General features: G+C 46.2%; 23 protein-coding genes. 20 read left to right on the forward strand and 3 right to left on the reverse strand.

Annotation, left to right across the window (positions count from 1 at the left end; genetic code table 11):
* Positions 1–93 precede the first annotated feature (93 nt).
* The 8 genes from AC6ESP_RS05055 (at position 94) to AC6ESP_RS05090 (ending at position 7,390) form a co-directional block, all read left to right on the forward strand.
* The gene (locus AC6ESP_RS05055) at positions 94–786 is read left to right on the forward strand and encodes a DsbA family protein (protein ID WP_497095583.1); all 693 of its coding nucleotides are present in this window, start codon (positions 94–96) and stop codon (positions 784–786) included.
* A 7-nt stretch (positions 787–793) separates the two neighbouring features.
* Positions 794–1,252, forward strand: coding sequence for a disulfide oxidoreductase (locus tag AC6ESP_RS05060; protein ID WP_497095584.1), 459 nt, complete (start codon positions 794–796; stop codon positions 1,250–1,252).
* Positions 1,253–1,585: 333 nt separating this feature from the next.
* Positions 1,586–2,431 (forward strand): EcsC family protein, encoded by an 846-nt coding sequence (locus AC6ESP_RS05065; protein ID WP_497095585.1) that lies wholly within the window; start codon positions 1,586–1,588, stop codon positions 2,429–2,431.
* A 7-nt stretch (positions 2,432–2,438) separates the two neighbouring features.
* The gene (locus tag AC6ESP_RS05070; protein ID WP_497095586.1) at positions 2,439–3,542 is read left to right on the forward strand and encodes a nitric oxide synthase oxygenase; all 1,104 of its coding nucleotides are present in this window, start codon (positions 2,439–2,441) and stop codon (positions 3,540–3,542) included.
* Positions 3,543–3,544: 2 nt separating this feature from the next.
* Positions 3,545–4,672 carry a DUF3900 domain-containing protein gene (locus AC6ESP_RS05075; protein ID WP_497095587.1) on the forward strand — a complete coding sequence of 376 codons (1,128 nt, stop codon included), beginning with the start codon at positions 3,545–3,547 and terminating at the stop codon, positions 4,670–4,672.
* Between the two features lie 28 nt (positions 4,673–4,700).
* Positions 4,701–5,060: a Lin0512 family protein gene (locus AC6ESP_RS05080; RefSeq protein ID WP_497095588.1), complete on the forward strand. Its 360-nt coding sequence runs from the start codon at positions 4,701–4,703 to the stop codon at positions 5,058–5,060.
* A gap of 79 nt (positions 5,061–5,139) precedes the next feature.
* Positions 5,140–6,420 (forward strand): hemolysin family protein, encoded by a 1,281-nt coding sequence (locus AC6ESP_RS05085; RefSeq protein ID WP_497095589.1) that lies wholly within the window; start codon positions 5,140–5,142, stop codon positions 6,418–6,420.
* 184 nt (positions 6,421–6,604) lie between these two features.
* Entirely contained in the window at positions 6,605–7,390 is a 786-nt protein-coding gene (locus AC6ESP_RS05090; protein ID WP_497095590.1) for an undecaprenyl-diphosphate phosphatase, read from the forward strand.
* A gap of 54 nt (positions 7,391–7,444) precedes the next feature.
* Here the strand turns inward: AC6ESP_RS05090 and AC6ESP_RS05095 are convergent, their stop codons facing one another.
* Entirely contained in the window at positions 7,445–8,071 is a 627-nt protein-coding gene (locus tag AC6ESP_RS05095) for a TetR/AcrR family transcriptional regulator (protein WP_497095591.1), read from the reverse strand.
* Positions 8,072–8,197: 126 nt separating this feature from the next.
* Here AC6ESP_RS05095 and AC6ESP_RS05100 point away from each other — a divergent pair, with 126 nt between their 5' ends.
* A complete protein-coding gene (locus AC6ESP_RS05100) occupies positions 8,198–10,441 on the forward strand; it encodes an MMPL family transporter (protein WP_497095592.1) in 2,244 nt (747 codons plus the stop codon).
* Between the two features lie 161 nt (positions 10,442–10,602).
* The gene (locus tag AC6ESP_RS05105; RefSeq protein WP_497095593.1) at positions 10,603–11,175 is read left to right on the forward strand and encodes a hypothetical protein; all 573 of its coding nucleotides are present in this window, start codon (positions 10,603–10,605) and stop codon (positions 11,173–11,175) included.
* Here AC6ESP_RS05105 and AC6ESP_RS05110 read toward each other — a convergent pair.
* Positions 11,172–12,590 carry a hypothetical protein gene (locus tag AC6ESP_RS05110; protein ID WP_497095594.1) on the reverse strand — a complete coding sequence of 473 codons (1,419 nt, stop codon included), beginning with the start codon at positions 12,588–12,590 and terminating at the stop codon, positions 11,172–11,174. The genes AC6ESP_RS05105 and AC6ESP_RS05110 overlap by 4 nt on opposite strands.
* Before the next feature lie 197 nt (positions 12,591–12,787).
* Here AC6ESP_RS05110 and AC6ESP_RS05115 point away from each other — a divergent pair, with 197 nt between their 5' ends.
* On the forward strand, positions 12,788–13,057 hold the full coding sequence (locus tag AC6ESP_RS05115; RefSeq protein ID WP_497095595.1) for a hypothetical protein: 270 nt from the start codon (positions 12,788–12,790) through the stop codon (positions 13,055–13,057).
* Positions 13,058–13,119: 62 nt separating this feature from the next.
* Here AC6ESP_RS05115 and AC6ESP_RS05120 read toward each other — a convergent pair whose 3' ends face one another.
* Complete coding sequence (locus AC6ESP_RS05120) at positions 13,120–13,743, reverse strand: DedA family protein (protein ID WP_497095596.1); 624 nt, start codon at positions 13,741–13,743, stop codon at positions 13,120–13,122.
* A gap of 216 nt (positions 13,744–13,959) precedes the next feature.
* Between AC6ESP_RS05120 and AC6ESP_RS05125 the strand changes: the two genes are divergently transcribed.
* The 9 genes from AC6ESP_RS05125 (at position 13,960) to AC6ESP_RS05165 (ending at position 25,557) form a co-directional block, all read left to right on the forward strand.
* Positions 13,960–14,208 (forward strand): hypothetical protein, encoded by a 249-nt coding sequence (locus AC6ESP_RS05125; RefSeq protein WP_497095597.1) that lies wholly within the window; start codon positions 13,960–13,962, stop codon positions 14,206–14,208.
* Between the two features lie 98 nt (positions 14,209–14,306).
* Positions 14,307–15,716, forward strand: a complete 1,410-nt coding sequence (locus tag AC6ESP_RS05130; RefSeq protein WP_497095598.1) for an MDR family MFS transporter — start codon at positions 14,307–14,309, stop codon at positions 15,714–15,716.
* Between the two features lie 132 nt (positions 15,717–15,848).
* On the forward strand, positions 15,849–17,813 hold the full coding sequence (locus tag AC6ESP_RS05135; protein WP_497095599.1) for a stalk domain-containing protein: 1,965 nt from the start codon (positions 15,849–15,851) through the stop codon (positions 17,811–17,813).
* A 298-nt stretch (positions 17,814–18,111) separates the two neighbouring features.
* A complete protein-coding gene (locus AC6ESP_RS05140) occupies positions 18,112–19,701 on the forward strand; it encodes a PucR family transcriptional regulator (protein ID WP_497095600.1) in 1,590 nt (529 codons plus the stop codon).
* A gap of 98 nt (positions 19,702–19,799) precedes the next feature.
* Entirely contained in the window at positions 19,800–20,906 is a 1,107-nt protein-coding gene (locus tag AC6ESP_RS05145) for an XdhC family protein (protein ID WP_497095601.1), read from the forward strand.
* Positions 20,827–21,423, forward strand: coding sequence for a nucleotidyltransferase family protein (locus AC6ESP_RS05150; protein ID WP_497095602.1), 597 nt, complete (start codon positions 20,827–20,829; stop codon positions 21,421–21,423). Before AC6ESP_RS05145 ends, AC6ESP_RS05150 begins: the two co-directional genes overlap by 80 nt.
* Before the next feature lie 193 nt (positions 21,424–21,616).
* Positions 21,617–22,780 carry a BMP family ABC transporter substrate-binding protein gene (locus AC6ESP_RS05155; RefSeq protein ID WP_497095603.1) on the forward strand — a complete coding sequence of 388 codons (1,164 nt, stop codon included), beginning with the start codon at positions 21,617–21,619 and terminating at the stop codon, positions 22,778–22,780.
* 120 nt (positions 22,781–22,900) lie between these two features.
* Complete coding sequence (locus AC6ESP_RS05160; RefSeq protein WP_497095604.1) at positions 22,901–24,442, forward strand: ABC transporter ATP-binding protein; 1,542 nt, start codon at positions 22,901–22,903, stop codon at positions 24,440–24,442.
* Positions 24,439–25,557 (forward strand): ABC transporter permease, encoded by a 1,119-nt coding sequence (locus AC6ESP_RS05165; RefSeq protein WP_497095605.1) that lies wholly within the window; start codon positions 24,439–24,441, stop codon positions 25,555–25,557. The genes AC6ESP_RS05160 and AC6ESP_RS05165 overlap by 4 nt, the downstream gene beginning before the upstream one ends.
* Positions 25,558–25,569: the final 12 nt, after the last annotated feature.

Here is a 25,569-nt window from a genome sequence, read left to right on the forward strand (position 1 = left end):
AGACAAGTCCAATCAACATCTTGACTTTAAAGCGTCTTGTAACTAGACTGGCTACAAGACGCTTTAAATACCTATGGAAGGATTTGAGAATCATTGGCTAAACCCAAGAAAAAGCAGCAGCACCGGAATCAACCGGTAAAAGCTGCGAGTTCCAACAAATCGCTTATCATTCTTACTCTGGCTATTGTTGCGGTAATTGCCGTAATCCTGCTCGGCATTAACAACCAGTCAAAGCCTGCCGACTTTGACTATAATGAGCTGCCGATGCTCGGAAGTGCTGATGCTCCGGTTAAGATCGTCGAATTCGGCGATTACAAATGTCCAACCTGTCAATATTTTGCTCAGAACATTAAACCACAGATCGACAAAGATTATATTGAGACAGGCAAGGCTTCATTTTATTTCGTAAACTATGCGTTTATTGGTGACGATTCCACAACGGCTGCACTGGCTGCTGAATCAGTTCATCATCAGAATAGCGAAGCTTTCTGGGATTATTATAAGCTTCTCTACGATAACCAACAAGATGAGCGGATAGAATGGGCGACTCCGGATTATTTGGTTCAATTGGCTAAGGATGCGAACCTTCCTGTAGACTATGAGCTGTTAAGATCGGATATCGACAACAAGACGTATCAAAAACAAGTGGACAAGGATGAATCACTTGTCCGTCCGTTGAATGTGCAGGGTACTCCTACATTGTTCATCAATGGCAAGAAGTATTCAGGCCAGCTGGATTACAACAGCATCAAATCAGCAATTGATAAAGCGATAGACGAGGGGTAAGTATCCATTGACGACGACAACCGATACGAAGGAATCCTATGAATCCAACGAATCATGGATTCAGCGTTACAGCTTGTATTTAGCATGGCTTGTATCATTGGCTGCAACTGGTGGAAGCTTGTATTTCAGCGAGGTACAAGGGTTCATCCCTTGTGATCTATGCTGGTATCAGCGTATATTCATGTATCCGCAAGTGATTCTGCTCGGTATCGCATGCTATCGCGGGGATCGTCGGATAATCAGCTATCTGCTTCCGGTCAATATAATTGGGCTGCTGATCTCTTTATACCATAATGTGGAGATTTGGTTCCCTAAGCTAGGCGAGGTGGTCCCTTGCCGTTCGGGAATTCCGTGCAACTTCGATTATTTGAATTGGCTGGGCTTCATTACGATTCCTCTAATGGCTCTAACGGCATTCATACTCATTACCGTGCTTCTAATAGTGGGACGCCGCAAAGAGGCATAATCCCTTGTGACTCCGGACGGCTAACGCTGTTCGGAGTTTTTTGTAGGGGAAAGACTTAACTGATGTCCTGATTACGCTGCGAAAGTGGATGGTATTTACGATCGCTGTTGCCCCTGGATTTCTTCTAAACAAAAATCCATGGGCAAAGGCGAATGCTTTCGCTTCTCCAGAATCCATCCAACTCTCTTCGCTCCTCAGGTCGATCTAAAGCTTTCCCTTACTTGTGTATGGGTAATTTAATCCTTGAGGAACAATAGGCATTAAGAAAGCATGATGCTTGCATCCAAAGCGCTCCATTCATCGTATAACTGAGAAACAAAGGGGGTCAGAGTGGTGACATTAACACATCAGGAAGATACGAAGCAGCAGCTCGAAGCGGTTCTAGTGGAGATCGCGACATGGGAGAAGAGTCAGAAGGATATATGGTTCTGGGAGAAGCTTGGCAGACTCCCGTTCATGCTGCTCGATAAGCTGACACCGAAGTTTATTGGGCAGAAGCTTGGACAAGCGGTTGAAGAGATTGGAAGTTATATTCAGAATGGCGGGCAATATCTAGTCTCGGAGAAAAATGTGCTGGAACGTCTTGAGCGGAATGCTGTCGCTTCTGGTTTGAGGACTCAGTCAGGTCTAGGGCTTCTTATGTTACAAGACAGTGCAATAATTCCGCTATCCGTTATGGACGAAACGGCAGACCAATTATCATCCAGTAGATCTGCAATAGCTACTGTTCAAGGTGCAACGACTGGCTTTGGCGGTTTTCTAACGCTTGCCGTAGATATTCCTGCCATTCTTGGGCTTTCTCTTAAAGTCATTCAAGAAATAGCCCTATCGTATGGCTATGATCCGAAGTTGAAGGAAGAACGCATATTTACCGTCAAAGTCATGCAGTTCGCTTCATCCGATATTGTCGGTAAAAAAGCGATACTGGAAGATCTAGAATCCTACGGAAGTGACGACCGCAATCAGCAAATGATCGCTCAATTAAAAGGCTGGCAGGAGGTTGTCGCCGTTTATCGAGACAATTTTGGGTGGAAGAAGCTTTTTCAGCTAATACCGGTTGCAGGCATGCTGTTCGGAGCAGTTATTAATCGAGGAATGCTGAACGATGTGGCAGAAGCAGCCAAAATGCTGTATCGTAAAAGAAGAGCAATGCAAAAGCTTGAAGTACTTGGAGAGTAGGGGCATCATGATTGCTATAGAGGAGCAATTATATAGAGAAGCAGAGCATTTCATCACATTATGCTATGAAGAGATGGGGAAGTCAGAAACTGAGCGACTAGAGCGATTGGATGCTCTGAAGCATTCTATCGACAATGATGGCTATTATGAGCATACCTTTGACGAATTGAAGCATGGTGCGAAGATGGCTTGGCGGAATAGTAATCGTTGTATTGGCCGTCTATTCTGGCAATCGCTAGAAGTATTCGACGCTCGCCATATCAGCTCGGAGGATGATATCGCTGCCGCTATATTTTATCATATTAACTATGCGACGAACGGAGGCAAGATTCGACCTGCCATTACGATATTCTCTCCTGAGAGGGGAGAACAGCGTATTCGGATATGGAACCATCAATTAGTTCGATATGCAGGCTATCCTACTGAGCAAGGAGTTATTGGAGATCCTGCGTCCATTGCTTTTACAGAGGCTTGTATGCAATTAGGCTGGCGGGGACAAGGAACAGCGTTCGATGTGCTGCCCCTCGTTATACAGGTGAAGAACCATGCCCCAAGATGGTATGAGCTGCCTGAGGATGCAGTATTAGAGGTTGAACTGACTCATCCGAATATCGACAATTTTAGTAAGCTTGGACTACAATGGTATGCTGTTCCCTTCATATCGGATATGAAGCTGGAGATTGGCGGCATACACTACACAGCAGCTCCATTTAACGGATGGTACATGGGTACAGAGATTGGAGCGCGGAATTTGGCTGATACGGATCGCTACAATCAGCTGCCTAGGCTGGCTAAGCTTATGGGGCTGGATATGACGAGTAATACGACGCTATGGAAGGATCGAGCGCTTGTAGAGCTTAACGTAGCCGTTATACATTCATACAAAAAGCATGGTGTAAGCATTGTTGATCACCACACTGCCGCAGAGCAATTCATACGGTTCGAGAAGCAGGAGAAAGAGATTGGGCGGGAAGTGAACGCAAGGTGGTCATGGCTGATTCCTCCGATGTCACCAGCGACAACAGCCGTGTGGCATCGCAGCTATACTGACGTCGAATTGAAGCCGAATTATAGTTATCAAGCAGCCGCTTATGAAGACGGAGGACAATAATCGTGGATTTTATGATGGAATATTTATCTTTCTTTGTTATCGTGACTGATGGTGAGGATAACGCATCAGCGAAGCGGTACAAGCATTATCAGACTCTCGATGAGAGCGATTATGAAGACAGTGAAATTAAACGATTTCTCGATGGTGAATTTACCCGGATCGTGAAGAGGAAGGTGGAGCGCAACCCGAATACGGAGAATGCACCGACCAAAATCGGACGTTTCATGGTGGAGCCTGGCTATGAGCTGTCGAGCAATCAGAACTATAACCTGTTCCAGAGGCTCCGCGAAGCGGACAGCAAAGAACGCTACATAGGCATTGCCGATGAGCTTGTACATATTTATATGGACACGAGCGCGGTGAGGGGTGGAGCGTTTATTATTGCGCGTGTGAAGCTCAATACCTTCTTCGATGAGCCATTCCTGTTCCTAATGAAATGCGACTTCGAGCCCAAAATCGCCCGGATTTCGGATGAGAGAAATTTGATCTCTCAGGTGGAGATGGCAATCAGCGCTCGAAGCATCAAGTCGATTCAATATCCTCATATGCCGGAAGAGGGGATGCTTGATCACTGGGAGCTCAAAATCCATCAAGCCTCACATGCGCGATATTTCGAGGATTTCTTGAAATTCGTCTCGTATGAGAAGCCGCTGCCTGAGGTTATGGGCGAGCAGATTCTCGATATGGTGCAGCAATATATGGAGGACAAATGGCAGGATGCTCCTGAGAGCAGCGAGCGCCGTGAAGAAGAGAATGCGATAGAGGTATGGGCTGCCAGCGAGAAGCGTGAGCTTCAGGAATATTGGACACATGAGCAGGTAACAACCGCATCGGCAGCTCTTGTTGAGCAGAAGCCGGACCTGCCATTCACCTTCAAGCTCGATAGTATAACGATCAAAGGACTGTTGGCGGAGTTTGGAGCGTCGTTGCATTTTGCCAAGCATAATGGCAGATATGTTGTCGTTATTGAAGGTGATTCCTTCCAATTCGATAAGGGAATGTCACCAGTTGAGCTGCTGCAGCCACCTGATCTAGAAGAGCTGCTGCCCACAATTGGAACGAATAGGAAGGAAGAGCCACCCGCTATTTTACCATTAGAATCTTCGCAAGATGATGATGTTCCTTGGTAATGCTAAGTGAAATGAGGAGTGTATAGAGATGGATCATCTGTTTTTTATTGAGATTGGAATGGGCTGTGACCTGCATGGACAGAACGTGACGAAGGCAGCGGTAAGGGCTGTTCAGAATGCCATTCATCATAATTCTATGCCTGGGCTGCGCTCCGTCCTGCCTGGAGGCTCCCTTGACAATATGAAAGTGCATGTAAAGCTGGCGGTTCCATGCGACAAGGAATTGTTAGAGGTGGAACAGATTAAGAAGGTGCTGCCTTACGGTACGGTAACAGTTGAAGTGATGGATGGCGGTATGCTGACTACGAGCGGTGTCGTACTACCTGACAAAGAGGATAAGAATGATCTTATTTATATTGTGAATGCATCGGTTGAAGTTGGATATTAGAACATATTTTGTTTGATTCATTCTGCGCACAGTGGAGACAATAGGGGGAATTCAACGATGAAGAAGGAGACAACTCCCCATGGTTCTAAAACTGGCGTTATTCGCTGTGCTGCTTGTATTCTCGGCTTTTTTCGTCGCAACGGAATTCGCGGTCGTTCGTCTACGTGCCAGCCGTGTTAATCAAATGGTGACTGAAGGTGTTAAGAACGCGAAGGCAGTAGAAAATGTTATTCAGCACCTGGACGGCTATCTATCTGCTTGCCAATTAGGAATTACAATTACGGCTCTCGGGCTTGGATGGCTTGGCGAACCGACGGTGCATGAAATTCTACATCCGCTGTTCGAACGCTTCCATCTGGAAGGTAATATTGTGAATGTCATTTCATTCATTTTATCCTTCGTTATTGTGACCTATCTGCATGTGGTGCTCGGGGAGCTGGCTCCCAAAACATTAGCGATTATAAAAGCAGAAGAGGTCAGTCTATTCACTGCTCCGCTTATTATCTGGTTCAACAGAATTATGTATCCGTTTATTTGGTTATTGAATGGTTCCGCCAATGCATTAATTCGATTGCTGGGCTTCAAGCCTACAGGCGAGCATGAGGCACACTCCGAAGAGGAAATCCGGCACATTATGACGGAGAGCTTCGAGAGCGGCAAAATCAATCAAAGCGAGCTAAGCTACGTGAATCGAATATTCGAATTTGATGAACGATTGGGCCGAGAGATTATGGTTCCGCGCACGGATATGGTCTGCTTATATATCGATAAGAGCAAGGAAGAGAATATTGCTACTATCCGCAGGGAGCAGTACACCAGGTTCCCTGTTGCAAAAGGCAGCAAGGATCATATTATCGGCATTATTAACACGAAGCAATTTTTCATGAATTATTTCAATAACCCGGATACCGATGTCAGTCATCTGCTGCAGCCGGTTATGTCTGTCTCAGAAATCATTCCCATCAAGAAGCTGCTTCGGAAGATGCAGCAGGAAAGAGTTCATATTGCTATATTGCTGGATGAATATGGCGGTACATCAGGGCTCATAACCATTGAGGATATTATCGAGGAGATTGTTGGAGAAATTCGTGATGAATTCGATTCAGATGAAGTGAAGGAAATTGAGGCTATCGGTGACAATCGGTTTATGGTCAATGGCAAAGCCCTGATCAGTGAGGTGAACGCGGCCACAGGCAGCCACCTGGAGAGCAGTGATGTAGATTCCATCGGAGGATGGCTCTATAATCAGAATGCTGAGCTGCAAGTGGGAGAGTCATGGAGCTTCCAGGAGCTGACCTTTATTATCCGGGAGAAAGACGATCATCGCATTAGAAAAATTGAAATAAGTGTCCAATTATGATGATTGTATGATGGGTTATCGAGGGGAAGGAGAGCCGTTTCCTAGTTGGGGACGGCTTCTTTTGTCGCATATGGCTGTCGAAAAATAGGGACAAACAACTGAGGACTAGGTAGTCCTCATATGATATGATAAATAAGTTAAATCGGCCTTATTCATAGCCAGGAAAGAGAGAGGACGCGTACTTATGAGTGATTTAATTAATGCCATTATAATGGGCATCGTAGAGGGGTTAACGGAGTTTCTGCCCGTATCGTCAACAGGCCATTTGATCCTTACGGCTGATCTGTTGAACTTCACGGATGAGCGAGCGAAGACGTTCGAAGTCGTTATCCAATTCGGTGCAGTGCTGGCCGTTCTGATGCTGTATAGGAAGAGATTCGTGAATCTGTTGAATTTCAACCTGAAGTCTGGAGGACTGAACGCTCTGCATATTCTGCTTGCGTTAATTCCTGCTGGAGTATTCGGGGTTGTACTGCATGGTGTGATTAAGGATTATTTGTTCAGCTCAGCCACCGTGCTGATTGGTCTTGTTGCCGGCGGTATTTTAATGATTGTTGCAGACAGGATCAAGCGGAAGATAACGGCTGAAGAGCTGGATGATATTACATATAAGCAAGCATTTGCTATTGGGTTATTCCAGATATTGGCTTTATGGCCGGGTTTTTCACGCTCGGGCTCCACAATATCGGGAGGGATGTTCTTCGGTACCAGCCAGAAGGCAGCTGCAGAATTTACTTTTCTCGTATCTGTACCCATCATGGCAGGGGCAAGCGGGATTGATCTTATCAAGAGCCGCGAGTTTCTAACGATGGCAGATTTGCCTTTATTTCTAGTAGGCTTGCTTGCAGCATTCATCGTGGCTACGATAGCCATTGTTACCTTTCTTAATCTGATCAAAAAGCTGCGCTTATCTTGGTTCGCATATTATCGGTTCGCTCTGGCAGCCGTATTTGCACTTATCATTTTGTAATCGATAGAGCTAGAACAAGAAGACTCTCTTAGCTGATAAGAGGGTCTTTTATTATTAGGCTTTTGTGGATTCTAAGGAATCAAGTCCATTCCACAATAGGTCGATAATCTCCTCAGCCGTTTGCCTCAAAGATTGCTTATCGTTGATGATATCTTTACGGTTGCGTACCGTTAGAACAGCCGTGTAAGCATGAGCGAGCAGCATCGGATTATGTGATTTGATTTCGTTGTTGTCCATAGCCTCTTGGAAGACCTCTGCAAGTAACACATGCAAGGCATTCTCCGCTTGTCTAATTCGAGTAATTTGCTCTTCATTTAAGCCTTCTGAGGCTTCGCGCATCATCGTCTCGAAATCAATGTGAGCATTGGCCATATGACGTTCTGCGACAATAAGCAATCTTTCACGAAGACTGCCTGGACCAAGAATGATCTTCTTGGTGCTCTGATAGGCAATGGATAGAACGAACACAAGGGATGCTGTGAACAGCTCGGCTTTATTCGCATAATAGTAATACACACTTGCTTTCGTAATGCCACAAGCTTTGGCGACACCTTCGAGGGAAACTTTCTCGAACCCTTGCTCCATGAATTGATAGGAAGCAATTCTTAGTATTTGATCCATCGTTTGTACTTTCTCCGCTGCTTTGGGACGGCCGGGTTTACGTTTCTGCGGTTCATTCATGATTCCGATTCCCCTTGTTCATTAATTTGTAATAAAAGAGTAGTTGATTAATTAACCTTCCGGTATATATAATATACCAGTGGACTTATTCATTTTATACGAAATAGACGAAGAATGGAATGGAGGATGGGTGTTTTGATAGAGAAATTGGGCAATATCGTTGCTGGACGCCGTGGTCGCTGGGTTACAGTGATTGTATGGATCGTTCTGGCCGTCGTACTGACGGTAGCACTGCCAGCTGTAGGTGATCATGAGAACAACAGTGCACCTAACCTGGAAGCTGATAGTCCTTCCGTATTGGCAGATCAAATAATGAAAGAAAAGTTCCCTAATGATACAGGGATTCCAGCATTAGTTGTATGGCATAGAGATGGCGGTCTTACTGACGCAGATTATGCACTCATTCAACAGACTTCCAAAGCGCTCAGCGATAATCCGTTGGAAGCACAGGAAGCTGTTATTCCACTTCATGAAATGCCAGCACCTGCGTTGAAACAATTCGCATCTGAGGATGCAACGACGCTTATTCAGCCGATAACGTTTGATGAGCAGGCTGATGGTGAGGTGCTCAAGCATAATCTGGAGGAAATTCAGAAGATCGTACAAGCAGAGACAGGCTCTTCAGATCCATTCACTGCTCCAATAAGCGGCTCAGATGAGCTTAGCATTCGAATAAGCGGTCCAGTCGGAATCTCCGTTGATGCAACAGGATTGTTCGAGGGTGCTGACGTATCGCTGTTGATCGCTACGGTGTTATTGGTACTGGTACTGCTGCTTATTATATACCGTTCACCGATATTAGCTATCATCCCCTTGGTAGGAGTAGGCTTCGCCTATATTGTGACTAGCCCGATTCTAGGCTGGCTGGCTAGCGAAGGCTGGATTACAGTGGATGCGCAAGCGATATCAATTATGACGGTATTGTTGTTCGGTGCTGGGACGGACTACTGCCTCTTCATCATTTCGCACTATAGACAAGAGCTGCAGCGTGAGGAGAATAAGCTTCTTGCACTCAAACGGGCATTCAAGGATGCATCAGGCGCAATTGCGATGAGTGGATTTACAGTTGTATTGGCACTCATTGCTCTGTTAGCTGCCAAATATGGTGCTTATCAACGCTTCGCTATACCCTTCAGCTTATCGATCTTTATTATGGGCATAGCGAGCTTGACGCTCGTCCCAGCTCTTCTCGCTATTATGGGTAGAACCTCATTCTTCCCATTCATCCCTCGTACAGATGAGATGGAGAAGAAACATGCACTTGCCAAGGGCAAGCCATTCCGCAGCCGCAACAAACCGAGCAAATTCGGTTCTGCGATTGGTCAGATCGTAATTGCGAAGCCATGGACGGTCGTAATCGTCTGCATCGTGGTGCTAGGGTCCCTGGCGGGCTTCTCTACACAAGTGAAGTTTACCTATGATCTGTTGTCTTCATTCCCTAAGGATATGCCTTCAAGAGAAGGCTTCGATGTTATCTCGGAATCGTTCACTCCTGGTGAGCTGGCGCCGATTACAGTCGTTACACAAACGGAAGGTAAAGCAATAGATCTAGAGGCTGTATTGTCTAAAGTGCCACTAGTCGATTCGGTAACGGAGCCGGTAGCAAGCGATTCTGATCCTAATCTGCAATCGGTTGAGATTATCCTGAGCACGAATCCCTATTCACAGGAGGCTATGGATACCATACCTGTCCTGCATGACGAGGTAGAGGCAGCTTTAAGCGCTGCTGGCATTGAGCAGGTGGATACGAAAGTATGGGTAGGGGGTCAGACGGCTACTCAGCATGATTCTCAGATCTTAACAGACCGTGATAACAGTGTTATTATTCCACTCGTTATCGGACTTATTAGTATCGTTCTGCTGCTCTATTTACGTTCCGTTACAGCTACCATATATCTGATCGGAACAGTTGTGCTTTCATTCGGTTCCGCGATGGGATTAGGCTGGATCATTCTTCACTACGGGATGGGAGCAGATGCGATTCAAGGGGCAATACCGCTCTATTCCTTCGTATTCCTTGTTGCACTAGGTGAGGATTACAACATATTCATGATTTCGAGCATTTGGAAGAAACGTAAGACGATGCCTCTGAAGCAAGCGATCAAAGAGGGGGTAACCGAAACAGGCGGAGTAATTACGTCAGCGGGTCTTATTTTAGCTGCAACATTCGCTGTTCTTGGTACACTGCCAATTCAGGTGCTTGTCCAATTCGGTATCATCACAGCTATTGGTGTACTAATGGATACCTTTATTGTAAGACCGTTCCTCGTTCCGGCTATTACTACATTGCTGGGCAAAGCAGCCTTCTGGCCTTCTAAGGCGGAGGTTATCGCGGATAGCGAAGTTAAGGTAGCACAAGCACGACAATAGTAGAGGTAATCGCACACAACCTCCAGTTCCGCAAACAGCGGGAGCTGGAGGTTGTGGCTTTCAAAGGCATCATTATAAATGGTTAAAAGGATATGATTTGAAACAATTTGGTAAATTCCTGCGTCTTATATCTATATAGAAAAAGGGGGATGTCTATAGGTATGACTAAATGGGCTAGAGTGGCAATTGTACTTACGTGGGCGATTATTATTGGTGTAATAGGCTTGATTGAGCCAAGAGCTGTACAAGCATGTTCATGTGTAGCTGATCTGGAAATGTCAGAGCACTTGAAGCATGCGGATACGGTATTTGCAGGCAGAGCTATTTCTGTGAAAGAGAAGGGCTTCTCTATTCTAGGGCAATCGGATAGCCCGATTGAGGTTGCGTTCGAGGTCCAAGAGGTATGGAAAGGACATGTTACTCAGCAATTAACGATTCATACAGCTATGAGTAGTGAGAGCTGCGGGTATCCATTCGAGCAAGGCCAAGAATATTTGGTCTATGCGAACGCGAGTGACGGCAAGCTTAAGACAGGCAAGTGCGGGAGAACGGCCATGCTTGCACATGCAGATTCAGACTTAAGCTTACTGGGTGGAGGATCTATACCGCCGCCTCTTCAAGCTCCTGCTGTGAACAAGGGCACGAGCGGTATGGCACTGAGCATGGCCAGCTTAATCCTCCTAGTTGTTGCAGCTCTCCTGCTCTGGCTACGTCATCGCAGAAAGAATTATTAAATAAGGAACATTGCAACAATGGTTGTTACGGTCAGACCAATAATAACAGGCTTGAGATTGCGGCGGGCAAGCTCGAACGGGCTGACGCCACAGATTGCCGCAGCGGGGATAAGAGCCCACGGCACTAAGGTTCCTCCACCTACCCAGATGGCGGCTACTTGGCCTAAGGCGGTGAGCGTAGCGAGTCCGGCACCTATAGCGCCTGCGAACAGCTGTGCAATGGAGCCAGCAAGCGATATGCCGGAAAAGCCAGATCCATCTAAGCCTGTTACTGCTCCTACCGCGGTCAAGGTAACGGAGCCTACGGCACCATTTACAGGAACATGATTGGCAAGCGCGACACCAAGGTCGTTGACGATTCCATGAGAGCCGGCTGGCAGCGTCTCACCGAACATCGCGATAAAGCCAGAATCTCCAAGATAGAAGAACGCTGCAATGGGAATAACCGGTCCGAATACTTTGAAGCCGAATAGAAAACCTTCTATAATATAGCTTGTTGTTTGCTCCAAGCCTTTGTCTCTATGAGCAAGCATAGTAATCAACAGCAGGATGAATACAGCAGTTCCACCGATTAAGGCTGTAGCATCTCCGCCTTGAAGATTGAATTGAAACATGGCGATGACATCTGCTGCGAATAATAGAGGTATAATGATTGCAAGAAACACTTTTGTAGAATAGGACAAGATATGAAGATCCGAGGACGAGCCTATCGGCTTAGAGGAATCGGTCGTAAGCGTATCCTCTTGAGCGATGAGTCCATCCTTCCATTTGCCTGTACGCATATCCCTGCGCATATACCAGAAGGCAACTACAGTCGTTACTACACCCATCACAATGACGAGAGGGACACTAGCCTGCATAACTTCACTCACAGGCAGCCCAGCTGCATCAGCGGTCAATTTGGGCGCTCCTTGTATGATGTAATCACCGGATAAGGCAATCCCATGTCCGAATAGATTCATTGCCATCGCTGCTCCTAGAGCAGGGAGTCCGACTCGAATAGCTACGGGGAGGAGAACCGCACCAATTAGAGCAACAGCAGGGGATGGCCAGAAAAACCATGAGGTGACCATCATAATGAGGCCAATTCCCCAGAATGCAAGCGTTGGCGTACGCAGGAACAGGGTGAACGGCGATAGCATCACTTCGTTTATTCCCGTTCGGATCAGTACGCGGCTCATGGCCACAATAATGGATATAATGAGGATAGTGCCAATCAATTCTTTGATCGCATAAATAAAGCTGTTAAAAATACCGCTGACGGATCCGGTTAGTGAGCTTGTTGCAAGCAAGCCGATGCCGAATATCCCAACAATGCAAATAAGCGACGTATCTCGTCGCATCAGCATAAATCCAATAATGGCTACAACGAAGGCCAAATAGACCCAGTGTATAGCCGACAATTGAATTTCCATAGAAAATCACCCTCTCCTGACATGCACAGGACTGCCCTATAGGCAGCTGCCGTACTGTAGGGTATGCACCATGAGGAATAAGCGTTTCTTGAAAAACCGTAGTTGACGAAACAAGTAATACGGATACAATTAAAATGACGATTAGTTGATGTATAATGAAAAGAGCCGCATTCGCAGCCGGAAGGAAGTAAGACGACATGAATATAACGATAATGGATGCTTCAATGACTTACACAAAAGAAAGTGGATTCGTAGGCAAGGTCTCCTTCGAGATTGAAGGACAGCCTAATCAATATGAGATTACTCTGCATAGCCGTAAAATGACCGAATGGGGATATGGCCTATTCTTCTTGAATGAGTCCGGCAACGAGGAGCAGCTGCTCGCTGTTGAGGACATGCTTGAAGAAAATGACGAGATGTTCGATTATTTGGTGAATGCAGCCAAAGAAAAGCTAGTTCGCGAATAGACAAGTGAGAACACAAAAACCATTCCTTTTCAATGAAGGAATGGTTTTTGTGTTTGTATCGTTTAGAAATTTCTATGAGCCTCATCATTCTTCTTGCTGCGTGCCTTGATGAAGTACCAGCAAATATACCCTGCAATAGCAGCGATAATGACATAGACAGCATACATGCCGTATTGGTAGATTAAATCACCAATGAATTGCACATTATCTCCGACAAATGAACCGATAATAAAGTAGATGAGCGTCCAGACAAACGCAGAAGGATAAGCGAATAAAACAAATTTTTTGAATGTCATTTTGTTCGTGCCATTCACGAATGGCATCACATGACGGAGAAAAGGAAAGATAAGACCGATTCCAAGCGCGAAGCCACCGTATTTGTCGTTCAACCGCTGAGCTCTCAGAACGAATCGTTCAATATTTTTCTTTCTCATGAACCAATCGAACAATCGGCTGCCCGCGAATCTGCCAATGAAATAGTTGAATGTCATAGCTGAGCAGATTCCGAGAAAGGTCATCGTATAAGCGGGTACTGGGGACAGGATGCCGGATGCCGCCAGAGCACCGCCAGTCATAATAACGACCTCATTCGGAATGGGTAGACCAATTAAGCCTAGACATAACACAATGAACAAAGCGGCGTAGCCCAATTCTTCTATGATAGATAATAATAAATCATAAGCCATTCTAAGTATCATCCTATCTTAATACGGAGATTTATACATATGGACATCTAAATAATCGTACCACCTTCCCGAAACGAAGGAAAGTAAAAATGGCTGACAGTCGTACCAATAGCGATGGTTTTAACTAGATTTTAACTTTTTCGTAACCACTTAAGGGGTTGATTGTACTACGATTAGTTCATTGAATCAAGTGTATCGAAAGGCGGCTATGCTAGGATGTCTGAATTTCAAGCTAGAGTTAATAAATTAAGGTCGTATGAGTCCATCAGCTACACCATTTGCCTCTATTTGCTTGGCGATGAAGAAGCTTCAGGACAAGCAGCCGAGCAGCTGCTTATTCGGATCTTCAAGGATCAGGAGTTCTGGCAAATGGAGGAGAAGGCAAGGCAGCATTATTTATTACGTATCGCAAGAGAGCAATGTTTCAAACATTCATTAAAACCTTCATTAGTGAAAACTTCTTGACTCTATATATAAAAGGATTGATCTTAAACCTCCCTCAGACGATAATAGAAGTCGCGGTATAAAATGGTAAGTACATGTCTGATGGAGAGGGAATAACTATGAATAGCAGCAGTAATAGACGCAGTGTGACGATTGCCTTGTTCGTGGCAACGTTTCTGGCTGCGATTGAAGGAACGATCGTAAGTACGGCTATGCCGAGTATTACGCAAGAGCTTAATGGCATCCAGCAATACAGCTGGATCATATCCATTTATTTGCTTGCCACCGTTATAACCACTCCGATCTATGGTAAGCTGTCCGATTTATTCGGAAGGAAGAATATGTTTGTCATTGGAGCAACCATTTTTCTTCTTGGATCCATGCTGTCTGGGCTCGCCCAGTCGATGGAGCAGCTTATTCTATTCCGCGCACTTCAAGGATTAGGTGCAGGAGCGCTGACAACAATCCCGAATACGGTAATTGCAGATTTGTATCCCTATGAGCAAAGTGCGAAGATGCAGGGCTGGATGTCAAGCATATGGGGCATCGCAGGCATATCTGGTCCACTTGTAGGCGGTTTGTTAGTCGACTACGTGTCATGGCGAGCTATTTTTTACATGAATGTACCGTTTGGGATCATTGCGATTGCCATGCTGTGGAGCTCATTGAAGGAAACGTATGAGAAGAAGAAGCATCATATCGATTATGCAGGTATTCTGACCTTCACCGTAGGAATGTTCTGTTTCTTATACGCTATAACCCTGCTGCATAATGAAAGTGGTGCAACAGGCGAATCTCCAGTAACGATTGGGCTATTCTTCGCTGCTGCAGTAGTCTTCCTAGCCTTGTTCTTCTTCATAGAATCCCGATCACCTGAACCCATCATACCGCTTCAGCTGTTCCGAATGCGCTTAATCAGCATGGTGAATATCGTTAGCTTCATCATCTGTGTGGTCAATGTAGGTACGATCTTCTATCTGCCGCTCTGGATTCAAGGCGTATTCGGAGAGAGCGCAACCTATTCGGGTCTTGCGATGATTCCGCTGTCTATAGCTTGGCCATTAGGATCGATCCTTGCAGGCAATTGGATTGCGAAGATTGGGATGAGAAGCCTATCGCTTATTGCCGCTGTCTTCCTCATTATAGGCAGCAGCGGCTTCATGCTCATGACAGCTGATACACCCATCATATTATTCATGCTCTATACATTCCTTACAGGACTGTCATTTGGCTTGTCGCTCACGAGCTTTACAGTCGCGGTCACTTCCGCGGTCAACTGGGAGCTTCGCGGGGCAGCAGTTGCGAATAATAATTTCATCCGTACCCTAGGACAGACCATTGGAATTGCTCTATTCGGTCTCATGCTTCATACAGGCGGCACAGAGATCATTGTTGCAGATGTACTAGAGGGGAGCCTTCATCGGATCTTTACCGTTCTTACGGTTCTATCGATCCTTGTATTGCTTACCGGATTCGCTCTGCCCAAGACGAATCAAGCGTCACAACAGGAGAACAAGGCAGCAATGTAGGTGTGAAGTTAAAATTAAATCTAGGCTAGCGGAATTAAACAAGTTTGGGTGCAACTTTTTCCAAATTTCTGCGTCCAAACTTTTGTCGTTACTATTATCTACAGAAGCTATCGTTCAGAAAAGGAGATTCAAATGTTTAAAAAAGTCAGCTTAGTCGCACTAGTCACACTGTTCATCTGTACTCTGATTGTTCCTATACAGACGCAAGCTCAAGGGAACGGTCAAGAACAACTCGTTCTTATCCAGAAGACCAACCAAATGTATTACAATGGCAATCTCTTCAAAGCTAGTCAGCCTTTAACCGAGAAAAAAGGGACAACGTATGTAGCCGCTCGTTCCATTGTGGACCTTCTTCAAGGCAAGCTGACGTATGATTCAAAAAGCAAAGAGTACCGTATTACCTTGGGCACTCAGGAGCTGCATTATGCGCTGAATCGTTCTTCCTACAAGGTTAACGGAAGCAGTCAGGCCATTACAGGCGCTCCATTCGTACAGAAGGGAAGTCTTATGATTCCACTTCGTACTCTACTTAAGCCAATGAATATGGCTATGACATCGAATGCAGCCGAGAAGAAAATTACACTTTCTTGGTCGGTGAAACCAATTGCGCAGTTCGCGGTTAATCCTACTATCATATTTGCAGGACAAACCGAGGTTACGTATGTGGATCAATCCTCTCATCCAACAGGTGCAGCCATCATAGATGAACGCTGGGAAGGACAGGCTCTATCCTTTGATCAGCCAGGTACATATACAGTAACAAGATGGGTACAAGATGCGAATGGCGTATGGAGTGATCCTTATTCTGTGGATGTTGTGGTTAAGCAGCCAAACCTGCCGCCGCAAGCGATGTTCAATACCGATAAATCCACGTATCGCATGGGAGAGGTCATTCAATATTATGATCTTAGCACCGATGATGAAAATAACATCAAGAAGACGGAATGGACGAACAATGCCAAGGGCTTCTTCGTGCCAGGCGAGCAGACAATTACACTTAAGGTGACGGATAATCATGGTGCTGTAGGCGAGTATTCGAAGACGATTACAATTCTGAATGAATCCTATTATTCGAAGGAAGAATTCGATCTGCTCTACACAGATGTAGGCGATAAATTCCAGATTGACGGTGCTAGCGTTCTGAAGCTGCCTACTGAGCCTTACTCCTTGTCGATTCAAGGTCAACAGACATTGATTCGCAGTAATAGTCCTGAGCATATCGTAGATGAAGGGATATACTATTCCGATACAGTAAATGGCAATGTCCGGTTTCTGACTCATAACCAGAATACTCGTGTTAATCCTGTTCGTATCTATGTGATAGCTACGAATGAGAATGCTACAGAAGCCTCGGTTACTGAGGAGCGTGTCGGAGTAGGCGGTCCTGCACCATACGTATCGCAGACAGGCAAAGTAGCAGTAGGTAATTATTTGTTCTCACGTACCGGCAGCCCTGCTAATGTGGTTACGAATATACCGGCTGGCGAGAGCAGAGTCGTGTTGAGTCAGCTTAGCAATGTGAAATTGAATGAGGCGAGAGTAGTAACAATGTACGCCGATGTGGTGACATCAGCGCCTATCAAATTCAGCATTGTAGTAGTAGATGCGGATAAGGATGTTCTGCAGGAGCTCCCGAGCTTGCAACAGCTGCCGCGTGATGGCAAGCATGTAAGGGGAACATTTGAGAAAGCAAACCGCAGCATTAATGTTCTGCAGACCATCGGAACGACTGCATCACGTATGATTCTGGCGGATAAAGTGGTCGACTCCCGGTTGTCCGGCTATGATGTCACGAACGGTGATGTGATGTCCAATGATGGCAATAACGGCGCATTGTATGTCCTGAAATTGTATCATGTCCAGCCGAACACGATGCTTGCGATTAACCCGCGTGGTGGACATTATGGGGGGGCATTCCTCGTTAATAATAAGCTGGTCTATACGACTTCGACCACGATTCTCAGCAATGCGAATGATGTAGGTGTGTTGTATCGTACTGGCGATACGGAAGAGACCGTAACGATCGTCTTCACCCCGGCATCGGGCAGCAACCTGCCAATTAATATGTTATTCTTACCGCTGCCTGAGAGAAAATAGTGAATAGAATAGTAACGACAATGAAGGTTGAGAATAAAGAAAAGTCGATGAGGCCGTAATGGCATGCATCGACTTTTTTTGTATATAGGTATTTCTCATTTTGAGATAGGAGAAAAATATTTTAATGTTATAGTTATGTCATGTAATGCTAGATTAGTAGTTTGTAAAGCGATTTATATTTACGTTTTCTATTGATAAAGAGCATTATGTCATTTAATATGTAATATAAAATAACATAGATCGTCTTCCTAATCTATTTCTCGCTTTGGATGTTGTTATATGTAGTGGAGGTGTCGTTATGCATTTGACAGTTGAGCAGGCATTAACAGTCTACCCTTTATCGGAAGGGAAGCTGGTTGCAGGTACGGCAGGCAGGAACCGAATTGTTAAATCCGTGAATGTGATGGATGCTCCCGATATTTCGGATTGGATAAAAGAAGGAGAAATGCTGTTCACTACAGCTTATATGATGAAGGATCAACCGCAGGACGCTGCAGAGCTCATATGCAGGCTGAATCAACGCGGATCATCAGCACTAGGAATCAAGCTCGGGAGATTCTGGGATTCGATCCCTGATAATTTAATTGCTCAGGCCGACGAACTCGGTTTTCCGCTAATTGAACTGCCCTATCAGTTCACTTTCTCTGATCAGATGAGTGGTTTATTCCGAGAAGAGATGAAACGAAATACAGGTGTGCTCCACGATGTGCTCGATAAGCAGGTTCGCTTGATGAGATTCGCTCTGAAAACAGAAAACATAGGAGAGCTGTTCGACGCTGTAGCTGAGATTATCGGATATCCGATGGCAGTCGTCGGTTCAAGAGGACAAATGGTATTCAACTGCTCCTTGATCTCAGATGCCGAACTGCTCGGAAGCTGGCCTTGGCCTCAGCAGCAGAAGTGGATGAAAAGCAAGCAGTGGCAGGCTTTTCGGATCCCTCTAATGAAGCAGGACAGATGTACAGGGTTTGTGCTGTTCTTCAATCCTCAGCTCTTCTTATCCACCATTGAGGAAAGCTTATATTTGCAAGCATCAGAGCTATTATCCTATCAAATGAATTTTAATTATGAAGATTACTTCGAGTTGTCTGTACAAAAGGATTTAGGTCTCATTATAAAACGTTATTTGCGTAACGGTCTGCCTATTGATACCGTTGTCGACTATGCCGATCGCTGGGAGATGGAGTTGTTCCAGCACAGCTATCGTTGCGTATTAACGGATCTGCCGTCTATATCAAGTCAAGAGAAGAGACTGGATAAGCTCGATCGGTTGAAGTCAGAGTTTCTCAGCCATACCAAGCTTCAGCACCTGAAGGGTATGCATATTGTAATGGAGGAGGGCTTGCTGTCTGTATTCCCAGAGCTCGAGGACAATAGTGAGGAACAGCTCGATTCAGCTCTCAGTGCATGCTTCTCTGCTCTGAGCAGGGATGAGAGAACGGTGCCGCGTGCGGCTGTCAGTGGGAAGAAGAAAAAACCAGGTCAGCTGTATGAAGCGTTCGATGAATGTCGGCAAACGCAGAGGCTTTCCTCTGAATGGCAGGTAGGCCAACAGATCATCAAATTCGATACGATGGATCTGGCGCTTATCTTTGAACACGTGTCCAAAGAACGAATGGAAGCTTTCTGCAATCGCTGGTTAGGCGGTCTCGTTAATAAGGAGCCCGACTATGCCAATGAGATGCTGAGGACCCTGGAGACGTATCTGGAGCAGGATGGACAGCTGAATGAGACAGCGAAGAAGCTGTTTATCCATCGCAATACTGCAACCTATCGTATTGAGAAGCTGAGTGAGCTGCTGGATGTGGACTTCAAAAAGATGAATGATCTCATGCGACTTAAGATAGCGTTCTTGTTCCGTAAGCTGCTTGGCAAAGAGCATGCTTAAATACAAGTCAGGTCAGTCAGACTTCTTCTAATGGCTGCTATTAGCCTTATATTATAGAAGAAACGCAATGATCGACAGCCGTGAAGGGGAGATGTCACTTGGATATAGCCGGAATATTGACGGTTGTTCGGGACTTGAAGCAGCCAGCGGTACTGGCGACGATTATTAACGTACAAGGTCATGCTTACCGCAAAGAAGGAGCAGCCATGCTGTTTCTCGCAGATGGAATGAGAATCGGGAGTATTAGTCCAGGCTGCTTGGAATCGGATCTTCAGGAGCGTATTGCGAATGTTCTAGAGTCTGGGAGCTATGAGATCGCTGATTATAATATGAATCCAGAAGAAGATGTGATATGGGGAGAAGCTATCGGGTGTGGAGGCTCGATTCAAGTGCTGTTGGAACCCATAGAGGGTGAACTGAAACGACAGCTGCTGTTGGTACTAGCGTTAGTAGAGCTGGATGAAGAGGTTCAATTCACAAGGCAGCTGCAAGAGGACGTCATTAAGTACAAGGTTAGCGAAAAGAGAGAAGCATATCACGCTCTAGGAATAGAGGCGGATGGTGCAAGTTCTGTTGCTTCGTATGAGCTCTTCGCTACCGTTATATCTCCGCGTCCGAGAGTTATTCTATTCGGTGCAGGGCAGGATGTCAGCGAACTCTATGCTCTGCTGTCGCAAAGTGGGTTCCGTGTGGTCATTGCGGATTGGCGGCAAAGCTACTGTAATCAGGATAGATTCCCGGGGGCAGAGCTAATGCTCGGAACTCCTGAGCAGATTATCTTGAAGCTTGGACTATCCGTTGATGATTACCTGATTGTGTGCAGCCATCAGATGCGCTATGACCGTGAGATGATTCAGCTCGGGCAGCAGCATATGCTTCAATATATTGGCGTAATGGGATCGAAGAAGCGCATTGAGCTGTTATTCGAGGGAAGGGAGCTGTCTGCAGCCATCCATGCTCCAATCGGACTGGATATAGGAGCGGAGGGCCCTCAAGAAATTGCAATCAGCATTGCCTCTGAGCTAATAGCTGTAAGAGCGGCTAGGAAGAGAGCAGTAAAGTCGAAGGAAGGTGTAAGTGATGCTAGTATCCGGCATTTATTTGGCAGCAGGACAGAGCAGAAGAATGGGGCAGCCCAAGCTAACCCTACCGCTTATACGACAAGAGCCCCTCGGAAGCTCGGGGCTTCGTGCTCTATTGGCTAGCGGCTTGGCTGACCTGCAGGTTATCGTAAGGCCTGATGATTCGCTTGATTGGATTCCAGATGCTTCGGACGGAGCATACAGCATCATTAAACCTCATATTGTCACATGCGCAGAGGCGAGGGAAGGAATGTCCTTCTCTATCCGATGCGGTGTAGACGCTGCGCTATCCAGCCTTCCGGATGCTGATGCTATCCTTATTGCATTGGCAGACCAACCGTTCATTACGGCTGCGATGGTGCGGCGTTTAATTTTATTAATGGAAGAAGATCCCACCTTAGATTACGCAGCATTCTCAGTGGATGGAGTTATAATGCCTCCGGCAATCGTGAATAGGAGTATGTTCGCTGCTTTTAGGGAGCTTAAGGGTGACGCAGGCGCACGCAAGCTGTTGGTATCTGAGCGATATCATGGAGAGGTCATCATTGTTGATGGGGATGAAACTTGGCAGCTATGGGATGTTGATGACATGGAAAGCTTGGCAACAGCAAGAGATTATGAACATTTGTTCAGGAATTAGATGGTTATGTTGTTAACTAATATGACTTGGAATATCTGCGAAAGTGCATCATGCACAATGTGAACGATTCGTTTTAGTTATCCGACCAATATAATGTTACATATATTGACGCTTAATTGACGTGAACGTATATTGTAACTACATCATTTGACTCCGGTCATGGTGGAAAAATAGAGAGTCGGGGAGGAACTGTATGAAACATCTCAGTAAAGCACGGACAATGGGGTTAGCCTTTCTTGCATTAATGGTTATTGTTCTAGTAGCTTGTTCCGGCAATAACTCGAACACGAATAACAATGGGGGCACTACAGCAACACCGGCAACCGAGACGCCGGCTGGTGAGACTACCACAGAAGCACCCAAAGAACTACCTCGCGTAGCTTTTGTTTATATTGGACCACCGGGTGATGGTGGCTGGACCTTCGAGCATGACAATGGTCGAAAGTACATGGAAGAGAAGATTGGCATCAAAGCCGATACGGTTGAGAATGTACCGGAGAGTGCCGATGCGGAACGTGTCATCACGGAGCTCGCTCAGAACCATGACATTATCTTCACGACAAGCTTTGGTTACATGGACCAGACACTGAACGTTGCGAAAAAATTTCCTGATGTAAAATTCATGCATGTGTCCGGTTACAAAACAGCTGAAAACATGGGAACTTATTTCGGTAAAAACTATGAAGCTAGTTATTTGAGTGGAATTGCAGCTGGTAAAATGACGAAATCGAATATTATTGGTTACGTTGGCGCATTCCCGATACCGGAAGTTATTTATAACATTAATGCTTTTACTCTTGGCATTCAAAGCGTAAATCCGGATGCGAAGGTTAGCGTCGTATGGAGCAACACTTGGTATGATCCGACAACAGAGCGTCAAGCTGCAATCAGCTTGCTCGATCAAGGTGCTGACGTATTGCTGGCTTACCAAGATTCACCGGCTACACTTCAGGCAGCCGCTGAACGCGGAGCGCTTGCTGGCGGTAATGACTCGGATATGACTCGTTATGCTCCTGAAGCATACTTAACGAATCCAACCTGGAATTGGGGTCCGTACTATACGAAGGTTGTTCAATCCGTTATAGACGGTACATGGACAAGTGAACAATATTCAGGGGATATGGTGGATGAGATGGTTGGCTTAGCACCACTGGGATCAAGTATTCCTGACGATGTGAAGAAGCTCGTAGAGGATGCTAAGGCGAAAGTGCTGTCTGGTGAGCTTGATGTGTTCACTGGACCAATCGTTGCTGCTGATGGAACAACGAAGCTAGAAGCCGGCAAATCATTCACACTGGAAGAAATTCTAGCTATGAATTGGTTCGTTAAAGGCGTAGAAGGCACGATTCCTAACTAATGAACTAGTGCATATAAGCCATACGTGATAGACCCAACAAATCCCTTGTATAAGGGATTTGTTGATTTATCCGCTGCATGTCATTCTGCTTCTCGAAGTTAAGGTAGGAGGGACCCGTTAATGAGTGATAGCTATTCCGTGGAAATGCAGCAGATTGTCAAACAATTCGGACCTGTCATTGCGAACGATCGTGTTGATTTTAGAGCCAAGTCAGGCGAGATTCATGCTCTCCTTGGAGAGAATGGAGCGGGAAAGAGCACGATGATGTGTATGCTCTCTGGTGTATATCGTCCTACTAGCGGTGAAATTTACATTCATGGCGAGAAGGCTAAAATTCGTTCTCCGAAGGATGCGATGAATCTAGGTGTAGGGATGGTCTTCCAGAACTTTCGGCTTGTTCAAACCTTGACTGCTGCTGAGAATATTGTTCTAGGAGAGAAATCGTCATTCTGGCGAGGGCCAAGATGGATGAAGAATAAGGAAGCGGAGATTGAATCCATAGCAACGAAGTTCGGCCTGACCTTTCCAGTAGATCGTCCGATCTGGCAGCTATCCGTAGGGGAGCAGCAGCGTGTAGAAATTGTTAAGACGTTATATAGAGGTGCTAGTCTCATTATTCTAGATGAACCAACATCAGTGTTAACCCCTGGTGAAGCCGATCAGCTGTTTGAGACCTTGATGCACATGAAAGCGGAAGGAAAGACCGTCATCATGACGACACACAAGCTCAAGGAAGTAATGGCAGCATCGGATCGGATTTCGGTTATGCGCAAAGGTCAGCTCACCCACACGATGGAAAAAATCGCCACGAGTGAAAGGGAGCTCGCTCGTCTCATGGTAGGCAAGGAGATGGTTACCGCAAAGCCAATGGTAAGCCGCCCTGCAGGGAAGCCGCTTCTAATCGTCGATCAAGTAGATGTCAATGCCGATCACGGCCGCAAAGCGCTCAATCAGCTGAAGCTTCAGGTCAATGAAGGGGAAATTGTTGGGGTGGCTGGCGTAGCGGGTAACGGACAGAAGGAGCTGGCAGAGATGCTGACCGGTCTGCGTGCTTGGAAGAAAGGATCGATTCAGTTCAATGGGAAGCCGCTCAAAAACGCTTCTGTACGCGGCGCCATTGAATCGGGGATCGCTCATGTGCCTGAGAATCGCATGAAGAGCGGTCTGGCAGGCGGACTCGGCATTGTTGATAATTTGCTATTCAAATCCTATCGGACGAAGGAGCGCTCACGCTTCGGGTTTCTGAGGACTGGTGCTAATCGAATATGGTCGCAATCTCTCGTTGAGCAGTTCGATGTAAGGACACCGAATCTAGACACACCTGTTCGACAGCTGTCCGGGGGCAATCAACAGAAGCTGCTGTTCGCCAGAGAGGTCCATCAGCAGCCGCTTCTCATGGTCGCAGTCCATCCGACTCAAGGGCTCGATGTTGGTGCAACCGAAGGCGTTCATCGACTGCTGACTGATATGCGCAACAATGGCAAGAGTGTATTGCTGATCTCAGAGGATTTGGATGAAGTCATGCAGCTGTCCGATCGAATTCTAGTCATCTATGACGGTCGCATCGTAGGCGAGATGGCGAGAGGAGAGGCAAGCCGGGAACAAATCGGCATGTATATGGCTGGTGTGCAGGATTCTGATGAGGAGGAGAAGGCCGTATGAGTGAACAGCCAGTATCAGGCAGCTTAGGTGTTGATCAAGCCGAGTCGGCACCTCGATCCAGACGGTTCTCTTATCGAATTGAGATCGATCCATCGAAGAAAGACAGTCCGTGGTGGATGACGATCATCTCCGTACTGATGGCTCTTATCTTATGTGGCATATTCATTGCCGCTAATGGAATGAATCCAATTACCGTCTATACGAAAATGATCACGGGCGCCTTCGGCTCGACGTTCGGAATAACCGAGACGCTGGTGAAGTCCATACCGCTGCTGTTATGCGGAATAGGCGTTGCCATTGCATACCGCATCTCCGTATGGAATATCGGAGCGGAGGGACAGTTCGCTGCTGGCGCGATGGCGGCTACGGCAGTGACGGTTTATTTTCCCAATATGCCTGGCTACCTTATTATACCTGCTATGGTCGTATTCAGTATTGTAGGCGGTGGAATATGGGGACTGCTTACCGCTATTCCAAGAACGTATTTTCAAGTTAATGAGCTTATTACTTCCTTAATGCTGAATTACGTAGCTCTTCTTGCATTGAATTATTTTGTATTCGGGCCTTGGAAGGACCCAGCAGGAATGAACTTTCCTGGAACGCCAATGTTCACAGAAGCGCAATCCTTGCCTGTATTAGGTGATACGCGGCTTCATTTTGGCTTAATCTTCGGCATTGTTGCCGTTCTGCTCTATGCTTTCATGATTAAGTACACGAGATGGGGATACGAGCTCAGGCTTATCGGCTCTAATCCGGAAGCGGCGAAGAATGCGGGTATTCGCATCAGCCGTCATATCCTGATCGTCATGCTCATTAGTGGAGGGATGGCAGGACTTGCTGGAATGAGTGAGGTATCTGGTGTTACGCATCGTCTCATGTATGGCATATCGCCTGGGTATGGCTATACCGCAATCATCGTAGCTTGGCTGGCTAAGCTCAATCCATTCGGCCTAGTATTATCCTCGTTCTTGTTCGGGGGACTGATTGTAGGGGGCTTCAGCGTACAGACGATCGGGCTGCCATCTTCCTTCTCATCCATGATCCAAGGAGCCATTCTATTCTTCCTGATTGCAGGTGGCATGGTTAGTAAATTCCGTATTCGTAGAAACGGCTAAAGAGGGGCGGAG

It is taken from the genome of Paenibacillus xinjiangensis, from assembly GCF_059686975.1.